At 31.1% G+C, this 2,609-nt stretch carries 5 protein-coding genes and 1 pseudogene; all 6 read right to left on the bottom strand.

Annotated elements, in window-relative coordinates; all coding sequences use genetic code 11:
• A pseudogene (locus tag GBO31_RS23290) lies at positions 1–197 on the bottom strand (hypothetical protein); the annotation flags it as partial.
• 56 nt (positions 198–253) lie between these two features.
• On the bottom strand, positions 254–841 hold the full coding sequence (locus GBO31_RS23285) for a Crp/Fnr family transcriptional regulator (RefSeq protein WP_219011023.1): 588 nt from the start codon (positions 839–841) through the stop codon (positions 254–256).
• A 105-nt stretch (positions 842–946) separates the two neighbouring features.
• Entirely contained in the window at positions 947–1,366 is a 420-nt protein-coding gene (locus GBO31_RS23280) for a DUF1330 domain-containing protein (protein ID WP_219011022.1), read from the bottom strand.
• A gap of 67 nt (positions 1,367–1,433) precedes the next feature.
• The gene (locus GBO31_RS23275) at positions 1,434–1,862 is read right to left on the bottom strand and encodes a hypothetical protein (RefSeq protein ID WP_219011021.1); all 429 of its coding nucleotides are present in this window, start codon (positions 1,860–1,862) and stop codon (positions 1,434–1,436) included.
• A gap of 21 nt (positions 1,863–1,883) precedes the next feature.
• The gene (locus GBO31_RS23270; RefSeq protein ID WP_219011020.1) at positions 1,884–2,345 is read right to left on the bottom strand and encodes a DUF1801 domain-containing protein; all 462 of its coding nucleotides are present in this window, start codon (positions 2,343–2,345) and stop codon (positions 1,884–1,886) included.
• A gap of 1 nt (position 2,346) precedes the next feature.
• A partial coding sequence (locus GBO31_RS23265; RefSeq protein WP_246615972.1) for a GNAT family N-acetyltransferase occupies positions 2,347–2,609 on the bottom strand: 263 nt, incomplete at its 5' end.

Raw genomic sequence — 2,609 nt, 5'->3', positions numbered from 1 at the left:
GCACAGATTGCTAAGGTTTGTATTGCTATTTCATTAATTTCTATAGGTACGTCTATAATACTGTAATAGGTGTATAAAGCATACTCATAGAAACGAATAGTAGTTTCATATAACAACCACAATGGGTAAAGCCATTTCCTAAAAGGCTCCCACCATTGTCCCCAAATTGATTTTAATTTACTTGAATGTTCTTCCATTTTTTTTAGTTTTTAGCAAAGTTCAATCTAATGGAAGAACTATCATTTGATCTATATCAAATCCGTCTTTTAGGATTTCGAATTCTACTTAAGGTTTCAAGAGTTATTCCCAAATAGGATGCAATGTGAGTAAGAGGAATCCTCTGTACAATGTCAGGATATATAGTAATAAGATGATTAAATCTTTCATCAGCTTTTGCAAATTGAATAGTATGAAGTCGTTCACACAATCCTAGCATCGTTTCAGTAACAACTTTGCTAATAAATCTCTCGAAATCGTGGTATTTGTCTGCTAGTTTATCTACATCGTCTTTTGAGAACTCAAGAACTGTGGAATCTTCAATAAATTCTACATAGTGTGGACTTGGATTATTACTAAAGAAACTTACAATAGGAGCCATAAATTGATTTTCAAAAGTAAACCACTCAGAAATGTCTTTACCATCTTTTAAATAATACGCTCTTGCACATCCTTCTATGATTAAGTATGCTTTTTTAGAAAATTGGCCTTCCTTAATAACAATTTCTCCTTTTTTATAAGAGCCAAACTTTGTGTTAGCAATGAACTCTTTTTCACATTGTGAAGATAAAGGAGCATACGACTTTTTTACTGCAGTTAAAATTGAATCTACGTCTATATTCATTTTATGTTATATTGAAGTTATTTTATAAAGATCATAGAAAATTACTATTAAGTTTTTTGGTAGTGAATATGATAGATGAAAAATCAGTACAATAGCCTGTTTGTTCTATAATAACTCTGTTGAAGGTAATAAACGAGCATCTTCCAAAGCTGCTGTTCTATGTCCAGCATTTTTTAAATATTCCTTGCTTTGAGCGAATTCCATGAATTTCATTACCGATGCATGCTCTACCAACAATATCGCATCCCATTTTTCAGAGTTTGGTCCGATTAGAAAATTATTACTTTTCCCAAAGTAGATAATTCGGCTTCCTGCTTTTTCTAAAAGTGGAGTAGTACTTTTCATATATAATTGATATGCTTCTTCACCACTTATTATATTTATTGGTTTCAATTCTTCCAAGTTTGTATAATCAGCTTGTGTTTTGAACTTTAATAAGTTAAGCATTGTGATTTTACCTTTGTCATGGAAGTTTTGATAAAATTCTTTCCCAGCTTCTGGGGTTGCATTAATGTAGTTGCTCATATTTTAGTGTGTTTTAATTACGATTAACACAGTTCGTAACATTATGTTTGATCGGATTCTTTTTTATTTAAGTGCTAAACCTAACCATCGTTAAAAAGATTAATACCAATGTCAATATTCCGATAATAGTAGTAAATATCCCAACTTTTTTAGATTTTGTCCAGCCAGATAATGAAATCATAGCAGAAATCGATAAAAGTCCAAGCATGAACGTGAGCATTCCAATAAATCGAGCCACTTGAAAATCATTGATTGATGCATTTTTGATATATCCTCCAGGAGTTGTTGTCATCACAATATTTACCATAGCAAAAACAGTAACGAGAAAACTACCAACCGAAAAAGTGGAAGATTTTAAAATTAGATTGGTGAGTTTATCCTTTCTATCTGATACCAATAAATTAGCTACAACTGTAATTGAAAATCCACTTAATAAAGAAGAAACTAAAAGAGTTTGCTTTGCTAATTCATTCCAATATTCTAAAGTCATTTCCATTGATACTTTTTTATTTACGGTTTATTTTCTATTTGGCCTTATTTTCTTTTCTGAAATAGACATTACAATACTCCTCGGAGTCTGCTTTGAGTTTATTAATTCTGGATTTAATTTTTCAGAAATTCCAACTGCTTCCCAAATCATTTTTTTTATTTCATTCTTTGGAAAAGAATCAAAGTCTTTTATAGAAATATGCCGAATCAGTTTTCCTTTTCCATTAAGTTTAATTGTTGTTTTGGACAGTTCTGCTCCTCGATTAAATCCAAAGTTTACATGTTGCGAATAAAGAGCAATATGGCAAAACGCATCTTTTAGCTTTTCCGATTTTGAATAAGCAATAGCAACAGCATTATAATTATCCCAAATCAATTCGTTTGTCCGTGGTACCAAGTCTAATATGAAATTTCTTAACTCCAAAGCTAATTTTTGCATTTCACTATCATAAGGCTCGATAAAGCTTTTTAATTGTGGATTTGGTTTCATATCACTTTTTTAATTGTGCGTATATATCTATACTTATGTACTTACCATCTTTTATTTCACAATCTTTCATTGTTCCTTCATGATTGAAGTCAAGTTTTGCCATGGCTCGTTTACAATTTTCATTTTCAGAATCAACAAACCCTTCTATACGATGTAATCCAAGATCATGAAATGCATAATTACAAATAAGAGGCATTGCTTCTTTCATGATTCCTTTGCCCCAATATTCAGGAAGTAACCACAGACCAATTTCTGCTTTTTGGT

It is taken from the genome of Aquimarina litoralis (genome assembly GCF_019295435.1).
In the GTDB taxonomy this organism is placed as follows: domain Bacteria; phylum Bacteroidota; class Bacteroidia; order Flavobacteriales; family Flavobacteriaceae; genus Aquimarina; species Aquimarina litoralis_A.
Note: the sequence above shows the minus strand (reverse complement) of the source record. Positions and strands in the feature narration are given on the sequence as shown.